A 16,881-nucleotide genomic window follows, 5' to 3' on the forward strand; every position below is an offset into this window, starting at 1 on the left:
CCCCGAGAACACAAGGAGAAGAACCGGTGTCGTTGCTGTCCCGGATGACCGCGCCCGCCGCCCGGCACGACGTGGCGCGGCTCGTGGCCACGCTGCTCTCCCCGCACCAGGGCGCCGTCCGCACCGCCGCGCCGGCGGAACTGCCCACGACCGCCGCCCGCTCCAAAGGCCCGGCCCTTCCGGCGGGCCCGACGGGGCTGGGCACCTCCGCCGCCCGTATCGGCAGGCGGGGGACGGCCGTCGCGGGCGGAGGCGCCGCCGGTGTCCCGGAGCTGTACTGCCCGCCCGCCCTCCGCGACGACCGCGCCCTCGGCGAGGAGGTCAACGCCCGCCTGGTGGCGTGGGCCGAGGGCATCGGCCTGTACGCGGGGCGGCTCGACCGCGTCCGCGCGGCCGATTTCGGGCGCCTGATGATGCTGGCCCACCCCGACACCGACGACCCCGACCGGCTGCTCGCGGCGGGCAAGTGCGCGCTCGCGGAGTGGGCCACGGACGACTACTACTGCGACGACGAGACGATGGGATCCGCGCCCGCCCTGCTCGGCGCGCACCTCGGCCTCGCCTACGCGGCCGTCGACCCCACGCATCCCCCGCTCCGCCACGCCCGAGCGGTGGAGCGGGCGATGCGCGAGGACCCGGTACGGGTGGCGCTGCGCTCCGGCTTCACGCACCTGGCCCGCTACGCGGAACCGGATCAACTGGCCCGGCTGCACCACGAGGTGGCCGTCCTGTTCGTGGGCTACGGCCAGGAGGGCTCCTGGCGCTCCCAGGGCCGTACCCCCGAGGTCTGGGAGTACCTGGCGCACCGCCAGATCAACAGCTTCCTCCCGTGCGTCGCGATGACCGACGTCGTGGGCGGCTACGCGCTGCCCGCCGCCGAGTACGGCGATCCGCGGGTGCGCCGTGCCGTGACGATGGCCTCCACGGCCGCCACGCTCGTCAACGACCTGTACTCGATGGCCAAGGAACACCACTCCTCCGGCGTGGAGTTCAACCTGCCCGGTGTGGTCGCCGCGGAGGAACGCTGCTCGCCGCGCGAGGCCGTCGAGCGGAGCGTGGAGATCCACGACGAGCTGGTGCGCGCCTTCGAGACGGAGGCGGCGGCCCTCTCCCTCACCGGTTCGCCGCAGCTGCGCCGCTTCCTCGCGGGGGTGTGGGCCTGGCTCGGCGGCAACCGCGCGTGGCACGCGGGCAGCCCCCGCTACAACGGCTGAACCTTCCCTTTCCCCCTGTAAGTTGCAAGGAGCTCCCCCCATGACGACCGCCCCTGCCCCCGTCCTGCGTACCGCGTACCAGAAGTCGGTCGCGGAGTACTGGAACAACGAGAAGGACCCGGTCAACCTGCGGCTGGGCGACGTCGACGGCCTCTACCACCACCACTACGGACTCGGCGACTACGACCCCGCCGTCCTCGAAGGCCCCGCCGCCACCCGCGACGCCCGCGTCATCGCCGAACTCCACCGCCTGGAGTCCGCCCAGGCCGACGTCCTCCTCGACCACCTCGGCCCCGTCAGCCCCGAGCACCGGCTCCTCGACGCCGGCTGCGGCCGCGGCGGCACCAGCATCATGGCCAACGCCCGCTTCGGCTGCCAGGTGGACGGCGTCTCCATCTCCCGCGCCCAGGTCGACTTCGCCAACGGCCAGGCCCGCAAACGCGGCGTCGACGACCGGGTCCGCTACCACTTCCGCAACATGCTCGACACCGGCCTGCCCACCGCAGCCTTCCAGGCGGTCTGGAACAACGAGTCCACCATGTACGTCGACCTCCACGAGCTGTTCGCCGAACACGCCCGCCAGCTCGCCTTCGGCGGCCGCTACACCGTCATCACCGGCTGCTCCAACGACGTCACCGGCGGCCGCTCCAAGGCCGTCAGCCGCATCGACGAGCACTACACCTGCAACATCCACCCCCGCAGCCACTACTTCAAGGCCATGGCCGCCAACGGCCTCGTCCCCATGAACGTCGTCGACCTCACCCCCGCCGCCATCCCCTACTGGGAACTGCGCGCACAGTCCTCCCTCGCCACCGGCGTCGAGGACCCCTTCCTCACCGCCTACAAGGAAGGCAGCTTCCACTACCTCCTCATCGCCGCCGACCGCATCTGAACGCGCGCTGAGCCCCCGCCGCTGTCCAACGGACAGCGGCGGGGGCTCAGCACTCACCGGACCACCGGTTCTAGATGTCGAAGTACAGCTCGAACTCGTGCGGGTGCGGCCGCAGCTGCATCGGCGCGATCTCGTTCGTGCGCTTGTAGTCGATCCAGGTCTCGATCAGGTCGGCGGTGAAGACGCCGCCCGCCTGGAGGTACTCGTTGTCGGCCTCAAGGGCGTCGAGGACGGCCGGGAGGGACGTGGGGACCTGGGGGACGTTCGCGTGCTCGTCGGGGGCGAGTTCGTAGAGGTCCTTGTCGATCGGCTCGGCGGGCTCGATCTTGTTCTTGATGCCGTCGAGGCCGGCCAGGAGGAGGGCCGAGAAGGCCAGGTAGGGGTTGGAGGACGGGTCCGGGGCGCGGAACTCCACGCGCTTGGCCTTGGGGTTGGCACCGGTGATCGGGATGCGCATGGCGGCGGAGCGGTTGCGCTGCGAGTAGACCAGGTTGACCGGGGCCTCGAAGCCGGGGACCAGGCGGTGGTAGGAGTTCACCGTCGGGTTGGTGAAGGCCAGCAGCGACGGGGCGTGCTTGAGGATGCCGCCGATGTAGTAGCGGGCGGTGTCGGACAGGCCCGCGTAGCCCTGCTCGTCGTAGAAGAGGGGCTCGCCCCCGTTCCACAGCGACTGGTGGACGTGCATGCCGGAGCCGTTGTCACCGAAGATCGGCTTCGGCATGAACGTGGCGGTCTTGCCGTTGCGCCAGGCGACGTTCTTCACGATGTACTTGAAGAGCATCAGGTCGTCGGCGGCGGCGAGCAGGGTGTTGAACTTGTAGTTGATCTCGGCCTGGCCGGCGGTGCCGACCTCGTGGTGCTGGCGCTCGACCTCCAGGCCGGACTTCTCCAGCTCCAGGGAGATCTCCGCGCGCAGGTCGGCGAAGTGGTCGACCGGCGGGGCCGGGAAGTAGCCGCCCTTGTAACGGACCTTGTAACCGCGGTTGTCCTCGACGGCGCCGGTGTTCCACGCGCCGGCCTCGGAGTCGATCTCGTAGACCGAGCGGTTGGCGGTGGTCTCGAAGCGCACGTTGTCGAAGACGTAGAACTCGGCCTCGGGGCCGAAGAAGGCGGTGTCGGCGATGCCGGTGGAGGCGAGGTACGCCTCGGCCTTCTTGGCGATGTTGCGCGGGTCGCGGCTGTACTGCTCGCCCGTGATCGGGTCGTGGATGAAGAAGTTGATGTTCAGCGTCTTGTCGCGGCGGAACGGGTCGAGGCGGGCCGTCGACAGGTCCGCGCGCAGCGCCATGTCGGACTCGTGGATGGCCTGGAAGCCACGGATCGACGAACCGTCGAAGGCGAGCTCCTCGCCCGGGTCGAACGCCGCCGCCGGGATCGTGAAGTGCTGCATCACGCCAGGCAGGTCGCAGAAGCGGACGTCGACGAACTTGACGTCCTCGTCCGCGATGAACTTCTTGGCGTCGTCGCCGTTCTGGAACATCCAACTCCTCCTAGCCCGAACGCCGCGCGGTCGGGGTTGTTTCGGTGGCGCGATCCATGGAGCGGGGCGGCGCGCTGTCGCCGACCCTAGAGAGAAGGGGTTTCTCCAGCATGACCCATTCGTTTCGCCGAGGTTAACCGGGTGGCGCCCGCGACGACAGCGTGCCGGGGGAGAAACGCGTGCGTACGGCCCGTACGCGCCGCCACCCGGCCCGTGGTGATCGTCTCCCGTCGCAGTACCGTTGACGGGTGGACAACAGGCAAGCAATCGGATCGTGGCTCTCCGGCCCGCGCGCGGCCGCCGAGGAGATGGGCATCGACTTCGGGTACCGGGGACAGCGCCTCGGGCTGCCCGGGAGCGGCCCCGGTTCGGTGGCACCGGTCGGCCGCCGGATCGTGGCGGTCTTCGTCGACTGGGCGCTGTGCATGCTCATCGCCTACGCCTTCCTGGCGCGGGGTGAACCTCAACGGGCGGGCAACTGGGCCCTGTTGATCTTTGTCGTGCTCAGTGTGCTCACGGTCGGCACCGTCGGCTTCACGCCCGGCAAGCGGCTGCTCGGGCTGCGGGTCGTCGCCGTGGACGGCGGCGGCCGGCTCTCGCTGCCGCGCGTGGTGCTGCGCAGCGTGCTGCTCGCGGTCGTCATCCCGGCGGTCGTCTGGGACCGCGACGGCCGGGGCCTGCACGACCGGCTCTCCGGGGCCGTGCAGGTGCGGATCTGAGAGCTCCGAGGAGTCCGGGGGACCGAGAGGTCCGAAGGTCCGGGAACGGGCGAGGGCGGGGCGGAACCGAAGTGGTTCCGCCCCGCCCTCGCCCGTTGTGCGGTGGTGATCCGCCCGCTCAGCGCCCCTTCGGCATCCGCATGCCCTTGCCGGGCAGCGGCCCCTTCGGGACGGGCATGTTGCTCATGAGGTCGCCCAGCGCGCGCAGCCGGTCGTTGACCGTCGTGACCTGCGCGCCCGGCAGCACCCGGGGCAGCTTGAGCAGCGTGGTGCGCAGCTTCTTGATCGGCACCTGGCCCTCGCCGTCGCCGACGACGATGTCGTGCACGGGGACGTCCGCGACGATGCGGGCCATGCGCTTCTTCTCGGCGGCCAGCAGGCTCTTGACGCGGTTGGGGTTGCCCTCCGCGACGAGCACGATGCCGGCCTTGCCGACGGCCCGGTGCACGACGTCCTGGCTGCGGTTCATCGCGACCGCGGGGGTCGTGGTCCAGCCGCGGCCGACGTTCTCCAGCACCGCGGCGGCGGCGCCCGGCTGACCCTCCAGCTGCCCGAAGGCGGCGTGCTCGGCGCGGCGGCCGAAGACGATCGCCATCGCGAGGAAGGCCAGCAGGAAGCCCAGGATGCCCAGGTAGACCGGGTGGTCGATCCAGAAGCCGATCGCGAGGAGGACGCCGAAGGTGACGATCCCCACAGCCGCGACGACGAGACCGACCTTCGGATCGACCTTCTTGGTCATCTTGTAGGTCAGGGCGATCTGCTTCAGCCGCCCGGGGTTGTTCTCGGATGTTTCCTTCCTCGCCATATGGCGAAGTTTACGTGGCCTGCGGACCCGGGGCGGCCACGGCCTCCAGCAGGTGCTGGGCCTCGCGGCGGTCCTTGGCCCGGCGCCGGTCCTCCAGGACGGCGATCCAGGCGTTGCGCCGGGCGGTGCGATGGCCGGTGCGCAGCAGCACCATCTCCAGGGCGCGCAGGGCGTCCCGCAGGGACGGCGGCCGTACGGAGAGGGTCGCGGGCAGTGCGGAGGCGGCACGGATGGCGGGCGCCGTTGCTGCGGAGGCGGACGCGGCCTGCATGTCGGTTTCCCCTCGGGAGCGGAGTGTGTGACGGGGCGGCGGGGGGTTGGTCGGACGGTTCCGTAGGGTTCGTATCCGTAGGCTTCGTACAACCGAACGTCGTACTGCTGTGCGTGCTCCTATGGTCACTCAACGGTGTTACCAATGGATGACCAGGCGGTCAAACACCTATGAAACGTTGACGCGGCCCGCATCGTCCCCAAGGGCAACTCGGGCTCAGTCCCGAGTCGTTGGGGCGATGCGGGCCGCGTCGTCGCGGTACCGCACGCGGGTGCGTCAGACCGCCTGGCGCGAGACGACCGCCTCGCCGCGCTTCTCGATCGCCTGCTGGTAGAGGCGGCCGGCCCGGTACGAGGAGCGCACCAGCGGACCGGACATGACCCCGGCGAAGCCGATCTCCTCGGCCTCCTGCTTGAGCTCCACGAACTCCTGCGGCTTGACCCAGCGCTCCACCGGGTGGTGCCGGACGGACGGGCGCAGGTACTGGGTGATGGTGACCAGCTCGCAGCCCGCCGCGTGCAGCTGCGCCAGCGCCTCGCTGATCTCCTCGCGGGTCTCGCCCATGCCCAGGATCAGGTTGGACTTCGTCACCAGGCCGAACTCGCGGGCCTTGGTGATGACCTCCAGCGAGCGCTCGTAGCGGAAGCCGGGGCGGATGCGGCGGAAGATCCGCGGCACGGTCTCGACGTTGTGCGCGAAGACCTCGGGGCGGGAGGCGAAGACCTCGGCGAGCTGCTCGGGCACCGCGTTGAAGTCGGGGGCCAGCAGCTCGACCTTGGTACGGCCGCCCTCGCGGCCGGCGGTCTGCTCGTGGATCTGGCGCACGGTCTCCGCGTACAGCCAGGCGCCGCCGTCGGGCAGGTCGTCGCGGGCGACGCCGGTGATGGTCGCGTAGTTCAGGTCCATGGTGACCACGGACTCGCCCACGCGGCGCGGCTCGTCACGGTCCAGCGCCTGGGGCTTGCCGGTGTCGATCTGGCAGAAGTCGCAGCGCCGGGTGCACTGGTCGCCGCCGATGAGGAACGTCGCCTCGCGGTCCTCCCAGCACTCGTAGATGTTGGGACAGCCCGCCTCCTGGCAGACGGTGTGCAGTCCCTCCCGCTTCACCAGGCCCTGCAGCTCGGTGTACTCGGGACCCATCTTCGCCCGGGTCTTGATCCACTCGGGCTTGCGCTCGATGGGGGTCTGGGCGTTCCGGACCTCCAAGCGCAGCAACTTGCGTCCGTCGGGTGCTACAGCGGACACGTCCGGCTCCCTAGGCTTCGATTCTTCGGCGCACACCAGGGTACGCCCGTTCGTTCGTGTGTTCTTCCGCCCGTAGAACCCCAGGAGGTCCTGGGCGCATTCCCCGTACGGCGACCGCGCCGCTTCACACCGCGCGCGGCAGCGGCACCGCGGACTCCAGGACCTCCCGCAGGTGCTTCTCCACCACGGGCAGGACCTCGGCCACGCCCACCCGCCGGCCCAGCTCGTTGGAGAGCGAGGTCACCCCGGCGTCGCGGATGCCGCAGGGCACGATGCGGTCGAACCAGGTGTTGTCCGGGTCACAGTTGAGGGCGAAGCCGTGCATCGTGACGCCCTTGGCGATACGGATGCCGATCGCGGCGAGCTTGCGGTCCTCGCGGCGCTGGCCGGCGTTGGAGGGCGCGTACTCCGGGCCGTTCAGGCGCGGGTCGAACTCCTCGTCGGTGAGCCGGGGGTCGAAGTCCAGGTCCAGGCCGCCGAGCGCCGGCCGCTGCTCGACGGGGTCCCCGAGGACCCACACCCCGCTGCGCCCCTCGACGCGGGTGGTCTCCACGCCGAACTCGGCGCACGCCCGGATCAGGGCCTCCTCCAGGCGGCGGACGTGCGCGATGACGTCCACCGGGCGCGGCAGCTTCAGGATCGGGTAGCCGACGAGCTGGCCCGGACCATGCCAGGTGATCTTGCCGCCGCGGTCCACGTCGACGACGGGGGTGCCGTCCAGGGGGCGCTCGCTGTCCGCGGTGCGCCGTCCGGCGGTGTAGACGGGCGGGTGCTCCAGCAGCAGGCAGGTGTCCGGGATCTCGTCCGCGAAACGGGCCGCGTGCACCCGGCGCTGCTCCTGCCAGGCCTCCTGGTAGTCGACGGCGTCCGGCCCGAGGCCCAGGCGGACGAAGCGCAGCTCACTCACGGCAGCCCCTTTTTCGAACTTTGCTTGCTTGTGTGGGTGCTTCTCGCGCGCTCCGGAGAACGCTCCGCGCGTCTTCACACGCCCTTGCCACTGTACGGCCGTGCGCCCGACGCCCGGCAGGCGGCCGCCGGGCGGGCCGCCGATGGCCGGATGAGAGCGTTCCGGGGCGGTGCGAAGCGCTGCTTTCGGGGACGTTCCGGGCGCGATCCCGGCGGACGGAGAGCTTCCGCGGCGGCCGGCCGGAGCCGGCCGCGCGGTCCGCCGCCCGCTCACCAGGGCGCTCGCCCCGGCCGGAGGCAGTTCCGGCGGCGCTCCGGGCCTATTTGATCTGTCCTCACACGATCGGATGAATGCGGGGCGAAGGGAGCGATCGGGGCGTCTGCGGCCGCTACATTCACGCCGTTTCGAGAACGCGATCAGGGAGACCGGCAGCCAGATGACGGAACGACCCCCGCAGCGCATTCCCAACCGTCAGCTCGCCGCGCTGATTGCCGAGGCGGGCTTCTCCAACGCAGGGCTGGCGCGGCGAGTCGATCAGTTAGGGCTGGAGCACGGCCTCGACCTGCGCTACGACAAGACCTCCGTCACCCGCTGGCTGCGCGGCCAGCAGCCGCGGGGCACCACGCCCGCGCTGATCGCCGAGGTCTTCACCCGGCGGCTCGGGCGGCGGCTGTCCGCGCAGGACCTCGGTCTGGACGCGTGCGCCCCGGTCTACGCCGGGCTGGAATTCGCCGCGTCCCCCGAGGAGGCCATTGACATCGTCAGCGGGCTGTGGCGCAAGGACTCCGGCAGCCACACCGAACTCCGCAAGATCGCCTTCACCCCGGCCGGGCTCGTGGTGCCGAGCCGCGACTGGCTGATCGGGCGGGCGGACGAGCGGGTGGCGCGCGGCGCTCCCGCGGGCGAGGGCGGCACCCGGGTGCCCGCCCAGGGGCGCGGCGGCGCGCCCCGGCAGCGCGGCGTCGAGCGGGGCCCGGGCGGCCGGGTCTCGATGGGCGACATCGCGGCGCTGCGCTCGGTGGGCGAGCTGTTCCGCACGCTGGACCACGCGTACGGCGGCGGGCACGCCCGGCAGGCCCTGGTGCGCTATCTGGAGCACGAGGCCGAGCCGATGCTGCGCGGCACCTACGGGGAGGCGACGGGGCGGCGGCTGTTCGCGGCCGTCGCGGACCTGACCCGGCTCGCCGGGTGGACGTCGTACGACATCGCCGCCCACGGGCTCGCCCAGCGCTACTTCGTGCAGGCGCTGCGGCTGGCCCAGGCCGCCGGTGACCGCTCCTACGGCAGCTATGTGCTGGTGACCATGAGCCGACAGGCGGTGTATCTCGGGCACGGCCGGGAGGCGGTGCAGCTGGCCCGGGTGGCCCAGCAGGGCGTCGGCTCGGGCGCCCCGCCCGTGGTGCAGTCGCTGCTGCACGCGGTCGAGGCGCGCGGGCACGGGGTGCTCGGCGAGGTGCGGGCCTGCTCGGCCTCGCTGGCGCGGGCGGAGCGGGCGCTGGAGAGCGCGCGGTCGGGGGACGATGTGCCGTACTGGGCGCGGTTCTTCGACGAGGCGCAGCTGGCCGACGAGTTCGGGCACTGCCACCGCGATCTCCAGCAGTACCGGGCGGCCGCGCAGCACGCGGAGCGCTCGCTCCAGCTGCGCAGCCCGGCGTACGCGCGCAGCCGGCTGTTCTGCCGGGTCGTGCTGGCCACGGCGCGGCTGGGGCTCGGCGAGCTGGAGCAGGCGTGCGCGCTGGGCGCGGAGGCGGCGCAGGCGGCCGCCGAGATGCGCTCGGTGCGGGCCCTGGAGTACGTCCGGGACTTCGAGCGCCGGCTGGAGCCCTACCGGGACGCGGCCGCCGTGCGCGGATACCGGGAGAAGACCGCGATGCTGTGAACCCCGATGGGGGGTGGCGGCGTTCCGCTTCCCCCCACCGGGGTTGTCCTGACGGCCCTTCGCCGAGGGGCCGTTCAGCCGTGTCCGCCAACGGGTCGCGTCCGTACGCCCGTTACGCCGCCCGCAGGGTCTCCGCCGTCTCCGGGGCGCGGATGCCCAGGTCGCGCAGGACCGCCAGTGCCGCGCGCCGGCCGGAGAAGAGGGCGCCCTCCACCGTGCTCGTGTCGCGGTGGTCGCCGCACACATACAGCCCCGACAGCAGCCGCACCGGGCGGCGTACGTCGTGCGGGGCCGGCATGGCGGGCACCGCGTCCGGGTCGTGGTGGGCGGACAGCAGCTCCCAGCCGGCCGTGGACGTGCCGTAGATCCGGGCGAGTTGGGCCCGGGCGGCCCGGTCGAGCTCGGCGGTCGGCAGGCCGGCCGCGGCGCCGAGGACCGTGGAGGTGATCAGGGGGCGGCCCTCGGGGGCCCGGGACGGGTCGACCTCGCTGGCGACGGTGGTGTGCGCGACGGGCCCGCGGCGGCCGGCGGCGAGGATGAGGGAGGCCTCGCGCAAGGGCGCCTCGGGGGCGGTGTGGTGCAGCACGGTCACGGGGTGGAAGTCCGGCAGCCGCAGCCCGGGGATCAGCTCGGCGGCGGCGCGGGCGCCGGTGGCCACGACGACCGAGCGGCAGCGGATCTCGCCGTGCTCGACGGTGCTCACGGACGTGGTGCAGGCCGCGTGGACGCGCACCCCCGTACGGACCGTGCCGGGCGGCAGCGCCCCGGCGAGCAGCGCCGGAACCGTGTCCGCGCCCCCGGCCGGCAGGCACAGCCGGCCGCGCGCGTAGCCCCGCAGCACCAGGTCGGCGCAGCGGCTGGAGGTGGTCAGCTCCGGGTCGCACAGCAGCGACTGGAGCAGCGGGCGCAGGAACCCCTCGACCGTACGGGCCGGCAGGCCGCGCCCCATGAGGGTGGCGGCGGTGGGCCGGTCGGGCCGGGAGAGCACCCGGTGCGCGGGCAGCGCCGCCAGCCGGGTCAGGGCGCCGGTGAGCCGGGCCTGGTCGAGGCCGCCGGTGCGTGGCGCGCGGGCGGCCGTGGCCAGGGCCCGGGCGGTGGTGAACGCCCGCTTGCCGCCCCGGGGTTCGCCGGTGCGCTGGGTGCGCCCCTCCGCGTGGACGAGGACGCCGGGGGTGAACGGGCGCAGCGCGAGGGTGTCCAGGCCGGGGGTGCGCAGCAGCTCGGGGAAGGCGGTGTTGAGCAGCTGGGCCGTGCGGTCGAGCCGGAAGCCGTCGATCCGGTCGGTCGCCATCCGGCCGCCGGGCCGGGGCGCGGTCTCCAGGACGGCGACCCGCACCCCGGCGGCAGTGAGCCGGTGCGCCGCCGAGAGCCCGGCGAGGCCGGCTCCCACGATGACGACGTCGGCCTCGTGTGCGCTGTGGCGTGCGCTGCTGAGCACGTGCCCTCCCTGGGGGTCGGTCCGCTCGCTCGGGGGCCTGATGCCCTCAACCGGCTTCGGCAAAGCGCGATTTGCCTCGACCGTAGAGAGAATTTCGGTCAATAACAGTCGCGCACGGACAGAGCACGGTCGCACGACGGTCGCACGGGACGGGCAGTTGAAGCTCGGTCCGTGGTCAGCGTGTGTCCGACAGCGCCGCGCGTACGGCGCTGTCGAAGTACGGGCACGTGAACTCGAACCCCGAGTCGAGGAGTTGCCGGGGCAGCACCCGCTGACTGGTGAGCACGCTGGTGGCCATCTCGCCCAGCACCAGCCGCAGTACGGGCGCGGGCACGGGCAGCGGTGTCGGCCGTTTCAGCACCTGCCCCAGCACCTTCGTGGCCTCACGGTTGGTCAGCGGGTGCGGGGCGGTGAAGTTCACCGGCCCCGACAGCCGCTCGGCGTCGACGGCCCAGCGCAGCGCGGCCACCATGTCCCGCAGCCCGATGAAGCTCCAGTACTGGCCGCCGTCCCCGAGCCGCCCGCCCAGGCCCAGCGAGAACAGCGTGAGCAGTCTGCCGAACGCGCCCCCGTGGTGCGCCACCACGAGCCCCGTGCGCGCCAGTACGGTCCGTACGCCCGCCCGCGCGGCGGGCTCCGCGGCGGCCTCCCACTCCTGGCACAGGCCGGGCAGGAAGCCCTGCCCGGCGGGCGAGCCCTCGTCGGCCGGCCGGTCCCCGGTGTCGCCGTAGTAGCCCACCCCGCTGCCGCTGACCAGCACGCGCGGCGGCGGGTCCAGGGCAGCCACAGTGCGCGCGAGCGCCCCCGTGCCCAGCACCCGGCTGTCGCGCAGCTCCTTCTTGTACGCCGCCGTCCAGCGCCGCGCTCCGATCGGCGCCCCGGCCAGGTGCACCACGGCCCCGCAGCCGGCGAGCCCTCCGGCGTCCACCCGGCCCGCCCCGGGATCCCAGCGGATCTCGTCGCGTGCCCGGGGCGCGCGGCGTACCAGGCGCACCACCTCGTGCCCGTCCGCCGTCAGGGACGCGGTGAGCGCCGTGCCGATGAGCCCGGTCGAGCCGGTGATCGCTACGCGCATGGGACCGTTCCTCGCCTCGCCGCTGCCGCCCGGTGCCGCGGTCTCACTGCCGGAACCGGTCCCACAGGGCGGGGAACCGTTCCGCCAGAACGCCCTCGTCCTCCAGGTCGAACGGGGTGCCCACCGGCTCGGGCGGCGGGCTCGGCAGCCCGAGGTCCGGCAGCTCGGCGCCCGTCAGCCGCTCGTACGCCTCGTCGGCCGCGTACCCCAGGTCCTCGCCGTCGCCGTCCACCTCGTCGTCGAAGTCCTCCAGCAGCTCGGCGAGCCGGTCCGCCTCGTGCACCGCGCCCTCGAAGACGTGCCGGCCCTGGCCGATCAGCCAGCAGCGGAAACAGTCGAAGACGTCGTCGCTGGCCCCGTCGAGCAGCACGGCGGCCGCCCCCCACAGATCCCACAGATACGCCCGGTTGTAGCGCGCCTCGAAGTGCCGGGCGAAGTCCACCACGCGCTCGGGGTCGAGCTGCGTGAGCCTCTCGACCAGAAGGTCGGCCTGCTCCTCGGCGTCGCCGTCGGCCGACTCGCGCGTGGTGTCGATCAGTTCCCAGAACTCCGTCTCGTCCACGCCACCAGCATCGGGCAGCCGCCCCCGCCACGCACGTGGAGCGGAGCGGATGCGGCCGTCTCGTTATCGCGGCGCCGCGCGCGTCGGGAGGTGACCCGCGATACAGGACGGAAGATGTCTGGATTGGGTGGCAGAGTCGCGCTCCGCAGGGACGACAGCCGTGCCGGCGACCACCGGCACGGACCGCGGGAAAGGGTGTGGCAGTCATGGGGATTCGGCCGACGGACGGAACCGCCGGGGCGCTCAAGGACAGGGTGGCCCTCGTCGCGGGGGCGACCCGGGGCGCGAGCCGCGCCATCGCCGTGGCGCTCGGCGAGGCCGGGGCCGTCGTCTACGTCACCGGCCGTACGACGCGGGGGCACCGCAGCGAAGTGGGCCGCGCCGAGACCGTCGAGGAGACCGCGGAACTGGTGACCGCGGCCGGCGGCACCGGGATCGCGGTGCCCACCGACCATCTCGTGCCCGAGCAGGTGCGCGCGCTGGCCGAGCGCGTCGAGAGGGAGCGGGGACGGCTCGACGTGCTCGTCAACAGCTGCTGGGGCGGCGACCGTCTCATCGAGTTCGGCAAGAAGACGTGGCAGACGGATCTGGCCAAGGGGCTGCGCATGCTGCGGCTCGGCATCGAGTCGCACGCCGTCACGAGCCACTGCCTGCTGCCGCTGCTGATCCGGCGGCCCGGGGGACTGGTCGTCGAGGTGACCGACGGGACGGCCGCCTCCAACCGCCGCTACCGCGAGAACCTCTTCTTCGACCTCGCGAAGAACGCTCCCATCCGGATGGCGTTCGGGCTCTCCGAGGAGCTCAAGGAGTACGGGGGCACGGCCGTGGCCCTGACACCCGGTTTCCTGCGCTCGGAGGAGATGCTCGACCACTTCGGGGTCACGGAGGCCAACTGGCGGGACGCGGTGGCCAAGGAGCCGCACTTCGCGATCGCGGAGTCGCCGGCGTTCCTCGGGCGGGGGGTGGCACATCTGGCGGCCGACCCGGAGCGGGGGCGGTTCACGGGCCGTTCGCTCAGCAGCGGTGAGCTCGCGAAGGTGTACGGCTTCACGGATGTGGACGGGTCACGGCCGGACTGCGACGCGTACTTCGAGGAGGTGGTGTTCGGGGGGAAGGACGGTACGGCGGAGGAGTACCGGTAGAAATCAAGCCTGTCCGGCGATTGAGGACGAGCGGCGCAGCCGCGATACGGGGTCCGGGGCGGAGCCCCGGTTACGGGAGGGGGCCGGGAGGGGCAGCAGTCCCGTACAGCTCCCCCCACCGCGCCGCCGTCTCCGCGAAGCGCTCGCGCAGTTCCGGCGGGCCCAGCACCTCCGCCTCCGGTCCCAGCCCCAGCAGCTGCGCGTACGCGACCTCCTGGGACTCGACGGCCAGGGTCAGGGTGACGCGGCCGGCCGCGTCGGGAGGCGAGGCCGCCGCGAGGGCCTCGGCGGCGGCCGTACGGTCCGTCACCCGCGGCAGCCACGCCACCCCCTCGGCCGTCAGCCGCAGTTCGACGCGCTCGCGCAGGAGGGAGCGCGCGAACTGCGCGGCCCGTTCCTCCCAGAACGACGGCAGGTCGAAGCCGGCGTCCCGCTCGAAGCGCTCCCCGTCGAGCGCGACCGCAGTGAACCGGTCCACCCGGTAGACCCGGAAGTCCCCCTCGGCGCGCGCCGCCAGATACCAGATGCCGCCCTTGAGGACGAGCCCGTACGGCTCCAGCCGCCGCTCGACCTCGTCGCTGCCGCGCCGCCGGTAGCGGACGGTCAGCCTGCGGTCGTCCCACACCGCCTCCGCGACGGAGGGCAGCAGCGGGGGCGGCTGCGCCTCCTGCCACCAGCCGGGCGCGTCCAGGTGGAAGCGCTGGGCCGCGCTCGTGGGGGCGTCGCTCAGCTCGGGCAGGAGCGCCGCGGAGATCTTCAGCCGGGCCGCGGAGGCCGCGTCGGCCAGCCCCATCTCCCGCAGCGCGGACGGCACCCCGGACAGGAACAGCGCCTCGGCCTCCGTGCGCCCCAGCCCGGTCAGCCGGGTGCGGTAGCCGCCGAGCAGCCGGTAGCCGCCGGAGCGGCCCCGGTCGGCGACGACGGGGATGCCCGCCTCGGACAGGGCGAGGACGTCCCGGGCGACGGTGCGCTCCGAGACCTCCAGCCGCCGCGCCAGCTCGGCACCCGTCATCGACGGGCGGGACTGGAGCAGCAGCACCAAAGTGATCAGCCGGGCCGCGCGCATGCCCTCCATGATGCAGAAGGGGAGTGACAACGCGGTCCGGGCAGCACGAGCAGGACCCCGTGCGACCGGTCAGGGCAATGGCGGACGCACAGGGTCCTGACCTCGGCCTGCGGCTCGCCGTGACACAGGACAGGGCGGCACGGCGGGCCGCTCACCGGCAGAACCGGAAAGGGTGGGGCGCTTTCGCCCCCTGCGGAGACGATACGCCCCTGATCGATGATCGATCAATCCGTTCCGGGAAATCCCCGGGGGAAAATTCCGGGAACCCCGCGCCGGGCCGGCTCAGATCTGCGGCGCGCAGCTCAGCACGTGCGTCCGCAGCAGCTCCCCGATGCGCGGGTCGCGCCGCCGGAACGCCGCGACGATCTCCGCGTGGTCCTCCGCGTGCGCCCGGGGCTTCGGGCTCAGCCAGCGGATCGAGAGCGTCGTCCACACCTCGATACCCAGCGACTCCCAGGTGTGCAGCAGCACCGAGTTGCCCGCCGCCTTGACGATCTCGCGGTGGAAGGCGACCGTGTGCCGCACCTGGGCCTCCCCGTCGCCGGCCCGGTCCGCCGCGTACAGCGCGGTCAGCTCCGGCTCCAGCGCCGAGGTGTCCTCGGCCAGTACGGGCGCGGCGAGTTCGGCCGCCACCTGCTCCAGGCCGGCCCGTACGGGATAGCTCTCCTTGAGGTCCGTGGCGGTCAGCGCCCGGACCCGCACGCCCTTGTTGGGCGAGGACTCGATCAGCCGCAGCGACTCCAGCTCGCGCAGCGCCTCGCGGACCGGCGTCTGGCTGACCGCGAGTTCGGCGGCGATGCGCCGCTCGACGATGCGCTCGCCCGGCTGCCAGCGCCCGCCGATGATCCCTTCGAGGATGTGCTCGCGGATCTGCTCGCGCAGCGAGTGCACGACGGGTGTGGCCATGGGTGCTCCTTGTGGGCCTCGGCCGGCGGGCGGCCGGGCACGGATGTCCGGGGGAGGTTCCCGGAGTGACACAGTATTTCTTCCCCTTCCCGGGGCGGGGAACGGAAAAGGGCGCGGCCCCGGTTCCCGTACGCGCCTTTCGCAGGCGTTTCACGAAAACCGGGGCCGCGCCCCCGCTCACGGCAGGGCCGGGCTCACAGACCGATCTCGGCCTCGAACTCGGCGGCCTCCAGCAGCTGCTTGACCGTGGTCAGGTAGCGGGCGGCGTCGGCGCCGTCCACCAGACGGTGGTCGTAGGACAGCGTCAGGTAGGTCATGTCGCGCACCGCGATGGTCTCGCCGAGCTCCGGGTGGTTGATGACCACCGGGCGCTTGACGGTGGCGCCGATGCCGAGGATGGCGACCTGGTTCGGCGGCACGATGACCGTGTCGAACAGCGCACCGCGCGAGCCGGTGTTGCTGATCGTGAAGGTCGCGCCGGACATCTCGTCCGGGCTGATCTTGCCGCTGCGGACCTTGCCGGCCAGCTCCGCGGTCTTCTTGGCGATACCGGCGATGTTGAGGTCGCCCGCGCCCTTGATGACCGGGGTCATCAGACCCTTCTCCGAGTCGACGGCGATGCCGACGTTCTCGGAGTCGAAGTAGCTGATGGTGCCCTCGTCCTCGTTGATCCGGGCGTTGATGACCGGGTGGGCCTTCAGCGCCTGGACGGCGGCCTTGACGAAGAACGGCATCGGGGAGAGCTTGACGCCCTCGCGGGCGGCGAAGCCGTCCTTGGCCTTGCCGCGCATCCGCATGATCTTGGTGATGTCCACCTCGACCACGGAGCTGAGCTGCGCCTGGCCGTGCAGCGCCTTCATCATGTTGTCGGCGATGACCTTGCGCATGCGCGGCATCTTGACCGTCTGGCCGCGCAGCGGGGACGCCTCGACGGCCGGGGCCTTCGCGGCAGCGGCGGCCGGGGCGGCGGCCGGAGCCGGCGCGGCGGCCTTGGCGGCCTCGGCGGCGGCCAGGACGTCCTGCTTGCGGATACGGCCGCCGACGCCGGTGCCCTGGACGGTCGCCAGGTTCACGCCCTGCTCGGAGGCGAGCTTGCGCACCAGCGGCGTGACGTACGCGCCGTCGGTGGCGGGCGCCGCCGGGGAGACGGGCGCGGCCGGAGCGGCCGGGGCCACCGGAGCGGGGGCCGGGGCGGGCGCCGGAGCCGGAGCCGGGGCGGGCGCCGGGGCAGGCGCCGGAGCCGGAGCCGGGGCGGGCGCCGGAGCGGCGGCCGCAGCCGG

The 16,881-nt window shown here is 72.9% G+C and carries 16 protein-coding genes; 5 read left to right on the forward strand and 11 right to left on the reverse strand.

From position 1 onward, the window contains the following. The first annotated feature begins 26 nt into the window (after positions 1 to 26). Together ACFP1Z_RS28385 and ACFP1Z_RS28390 are read left to right on the forward strand one after the other, a co-directional pair. On the forward strand, positions 27 to 1,214 hold the full coding sequence (locus tag ACFP1Z_RS28385) for a family 2 encapsulin nanocompartment cargo protein terpene cyclase (protein ID WP_390320522.1): 1,188 nt from the start codon (positions 27 to 29) through the stop codon (positions 1,212 to 1,214). Between the two features lie 40 nt (positions 1,215 to 1,254). Continuing rightward, positions 1,255 to 2,106, forward strand: a complete 852-nt coding sequence (locus tag ACFP1Z_RS28390; protein WP_390320523.1) for a geranyl diphosphate 2-C-methyltransferase — start codon at positions 1,255 to 1,257, stop codon at positions 2,104 to 2,106. A gap of 70 nt (positions 2,107 to 2,176) precedes the next feature. Here the strand turns inward: ACFP1Z_RS28390 and glnA are convergent, their stop codons facing one another. Continuing rightward, positions 2,177 to 3,586: a type I glutamate--ammonia ligase gene (gene glnA / locus ACFP1Z_RS28395; protein WP_390320524.1), complete on the reverse strand. Its 1,410-nt coding sequence runs from the start codon at positions 3,584 to 3,586 to the stop codon at positions 2,177 to 2,179. Positions 3,587 to 3,834: 248 nt separating this feature from the next. On the opposite strand from glnA, the gene ACFP1Z_RS28400 reads away from it, so the two are divergent. After that, a complete protein-coding gene (locus ACFP1Z_RS28400; RefSeq protein ID WP_390320525.1) occupies positions 3,835 to 4,305 on the forward strand; it encodes an RDD family protein in 471 nt (156 codons plus the stop codon). Positions 4,306 to 4,423: 118 nt separating this feature from the next. On the opposite strand, the gene ACFP1Z_RS28405 is transcribed toward ACFP1Z_RS28400, so the two are convergent. The 4 genes from ACFP1Z_RS28405 to lipB all read right to left on the reverse strand — a co-directional run bounded on the left by ACFP1Z_RS28405 (position 4,424) and on the right by lipB (position 7,533). Continuing rightward, positions 4,424 to 5,110, reverse strand: a complete 687-nt coding sequence (locus ACFP1Z_RS28405; RefSeq protein ID WP_390320526.1) for a DUF4191 domain-containing protein — start codon at positions 5,108 to 5,110, stop codon at positions 4,424 to 4,426. A gap of 10 nt (positions 5,111 to 5,120) precedes the next feature. Beyond that, positions 5,121 to 5,381 carry a hypothetical protein gene (locus tag ACFP1Z_RS28410; protein ID WP_390320527.1) on the reverse strand — a complete coding sequence of 87 codons (261 nt, stop codon included), beginning with the start codon at positions 5,379 to 5,381 and terminating at the stop codon, positions 5,121 to 5,123. A gap of 276 nt (positions 5,382 to 5,657) precedes the next feature. Continuing rightward, positions 5,658 to 6,626, reverse strand: coding sequence for a lipoyl synthase (gene lipA, locus ACFP1Z_RS28415; RefSeq protein WP_390320528.1), 969 nt, complete (start codon positions 6,624 to 6,626; stop codon positions 5,658 to 5,660). Positions 6,627 to 6,750: 124 nt separating this feature from the next. Beyond that, the gene (lipB, locus tag ACFP1Z_RS28420) at positions 6,751 to 7,533 is read right to left on the reverse strand and encodes a lipoyl(octanoyl) transferase LipB (protein WP_390320529.1); all 783 of its coding nucleotides are present in this window, start codon (positions 7,531 to 7,533) and stop codon (positions 6,751 to 6,753) included. A gap of 436 nt (positions 7,534 to 7,969) precedes the next feature. Here lipB and ACFP1Z_RS28425 point away from each other — a divergent pair, with 436 nt between their 5' ends. Beyond that, a complete protein-coding gene (locus tag ACFP1Z_RS28425) occupies positions 7,970 to 9,412 on the forward strand; it encodes a regulator (protein WP_390320530.1) in 1,443 nt (480 codons plus the stop codon). A 112-nt stretch (positions 9,413 to 9,524) separates the two neighbouring features. On the opposite strand, the gene ACFP1Z_RS28430 is transcribed toward ACFP1Z_RS28425, so the two are convergent. From ACFP1Z_RS28430 to ACFP1Z_RS28440, 3 genes are all read right to left on the reverse strand, one after another. Further along, positions 9,525 to 10,850 (reverse strand): NAD(P)/FAD-dependent oxidoreductase, encoded by a 1,326-nt coding sequence (locus ACFP1Z_RS28430; RefSeq protein ID WP_390320531.1) that lies wholly within the window; start codon positions 10,848 to 10,850, stop codon positions 9,525 to 9,527. Positions 10,851 to 11,025: 175 nt separating this feature from the next. Next, positions 11,026 to 11,925: a TIGR01777 family oxidoreductase gene (locus ACFP1Z_RS28435; protein WP_390320532.1), complete on the reverse strand. Its 900-nt coding sequence runs from the start codon at positions 11,923 to 11,925 to the stop codon at positions 11,026 to 11,028. A 43-nt stretch (positions 11,926 to 11,968) separates the two neighbouring features. Further along, a complete protein-coding gene (locus tag ACFP1Z_RS28440; RefSeq protein ID WP_390320533.1) occupies positions 11,969 to 12,487 on the reverse strand; it encodes a DUF4240 domain-containing protein in 519 nt (172 codons plus the stop codon). A 206-nt stretch (positions 12,488 to 12,693) separates the two neighbouring features. Between ACFP1Z_RS28440 and ACFP1Z_RS28445 the strand changes: the two genes are divergently transcribed. Continuing rightward, on the forward strand, positions 12,694 to 13,629 hold the full coding sequence (locus ACFP1Z_RS28445) for an SDR family oxidoreductase (protein WP_390320534.1): 936 nt from the start codon (positions 12,694 to 12,696) through the stop codon (positions 13,627 to 13,629). A gap of 70 nt (positions 13,630 to 13,699) precedes the next feature. On the opposite strand, the gene ACFP1Z_RS28450 is transcribed toward ACFP1Z_RS28445, so the two are convergent. The 3 genes from ACFP1Z_RS28450 to sucB all read right to left on the reverse strand — a co-directional run. Next, on the reverse strand, positions 13,700 to 14,695 hold the full coding sequence (locus tag ACFP1Z_RS28450) for a helix-turn-helix transcriptional regulator (protein ID WP_390320535.1): 996 nt from the start codon (positions 14,693 to 14,695) through the stop codon (positions 13,700 to 13,702). A gap of 282 nt (positions 14,696 to 14,977) precedes the next feature. Further along, the gene (locus ACFP1Z_RS28455; RefSeq protein WP_390320536.1) at positions 14,978 to 15,601 is read right to left on the reverse strand and encodes a GntR family transcriptional regulator; all 624 of its coding nucleotides are present in this window, start codon (positions 15,599 to 15,601) and stop codon (positions 14,978 to 14,980) included. Between the two features lie 194 nt (positions 15,602 to 15,795). Next, a partial coding sequence (gene sucB, locus ACFP1Z_RS28460; protein WP_390320537.1) for a 2-oxoglutarate dehydrogenase, E2 component, dihydrolipoamide succinyltransferase occupies positions 15,796 to 16,881 on the reverse strand: 1,086 nt, incomplete at its 5' end.

The organism is Streptomyces gamaensis (assembly GCF_042656465.1).
Classification (GTDB): Bacteria; Actinomycetota; Actinomycetes; order Streptomycetales; family Streptomycetaceae; genus Streptomyces; species Streptomyces gamaensis.

Coding starts and splice junctions, on each gene's coding strand:
- ACFP1Z_RS28455 (WP_390320536.1), bottom strand. CDS start 15,601: ATGGCCACACCCGTCGTGCACTCGCTGCGCGAGCAGATCCGCGAGCAC.
- ACFP1Z_RS28405 (WP_390320526.1), bottom strand. CDS start 5,110: ATGGCGAGGAAGGAAACATCCGAGAACAACCCCGGGCGGCTGAAGCAG.
- ACFP1Z_RS28410 (WP_390320527.1), bottom strand. CDS start 5,381: ATGCAGGCCGCGTCCGCCTCCGCAGCAACGGCGCCCGCCATCCGTGCC.
- glnA (WP_390320524.1), bottom strand. CDS start 3,586: ATGTTCCAGAACGGCGACGACGCCAAGAAGTTCATCGCGGACGAGGAC.
- ACFP1Z_RS28390 (WP_390320523.1), top strand. CDS start 1,255: ATGACGACCGCCCCTGCCCCCGTCCTGCGTACCGCGTACCAGAAGTCG.
- ACFP1Z_RS28445 (WP_390320534.1), top strand. CDS start 12,694: ATGGGGATTCGGCCGACGGACGGAACCGCCGGGGCGCTCAAGGACAGG.
- ACFP1Z_RS28425 (WP_390320530.1), top strand. CDS start 7,970: ATGACGGAACGACCCCCGCAGCGCATTCCCAACCGTCAGCTCGCCGCG.
- ACFP1Z_RS28450 (WP_390320535.1), bottom strand. CDS start 14,695: ATGCGCGCGGCCCGGCTGATCACTTTGGTGCTGCTGCTCCAGTCCCGC.
- ACFP1Z_RS28435 (WP_390320532.1), bottom strand. CDS start 11,925: ATGCGCGTAGCGATCACCGGCTCGACCGGGCTCATCGGCACGGCGCTC.